Here is an 848-nt window from a genome sequence, read left to right as displayed (position 1 = left end):
AGAGACTGTCTAAAAATGGTGTTGCCAATACAGTAAGGAGCCAGTAAGTTGGTAGAAACAAAGAACCACCAATGTATTCTACCAATCTGACCGACTCCCAATGGCAAGTTATCAAGAACTTGTTGGCCGACCAACGAAAACGTAAACATGAGTTACGAGCCGTGTTTAACGCGCTGTTTTACGTGGTCAAAGGCGGCATACCCTGGCGACAGATGCCGACGGATTTACCGCCCTGGAAGACGGTCTATTACTATTTCCGCAAGTTCCAGCGGCTGGGGCTCTGGCAGGAGATCAATGATGCCTTGCGGGAGAAAATTCGCGCCAAAGCCGGTCGCAAACTGAGTCCATCAGCAGCCATCATTGATTCTCAAAGCGTCAAAACGACACTGGTTGGTGGGCAACGCGGATATGATGTGGCGAAGGCCGTGAAAGGTCGAAAACGCCATTTGATTGTCGATACGTTGGGGCTACTGTTAGCCGTAGTGGTTCACCGGGCCGACATTGATGAACGGCGAGGAGCCGGTTTTGTACTAGCTCGGTTGAATCGTTTACGCATCAATTTTCCACGTTTAACCGTCATTTTTGCAGATGCGGGGTATGGTGGCGAGTTTGAAACCGTGGTCAAGAAGACCTACCGCTGGGTGTTACAGATTATCCGTAAGCCCTTCGGTATTAAAATGTTTGTTCTATTGCCTAAACGCTGGGTGGTGGAACGAACTTTTGCCTGGCTGACTCATCAGCGTCGGTTGAGTGTGGATTATGAACGGTCAGTAAAAGTATCGGAAGCGATGATTCAACTGGCCATGATTCGCATTATGATCCGACGATTTTAATTTTAGACAGTCTCT

General features: G+C 48.5%; 1 protein-coding gene. It reads left to right on the top strand.

Annotated elements, in window-relative coordinates; translation table 11 throughout:
* Window positions 1-71 precede the first annotated feature (71 nt).
* Window positions 72-833 carry an IS5 family transposase gene (locus ACYVIY_RS28635; RefSeq protein ID WP_460980099.1) on the top strand — a complete coding sequence of 254 codons (762 nt, stop codon included), beginning with the start codon at window positions 72-74 and terminating at the stop codon, window positions 831-833.
* The last annotated feature ends 15 nt before the right edge of the window (window positions 834-848 follow it).

The organism is Spirosoma knui (genome assembly GCF_054780635.1).
Note: the sequence above shows the minus strand (reverse complement) of the source record. Positions and strands in the feature narration are given on the sequence as shown.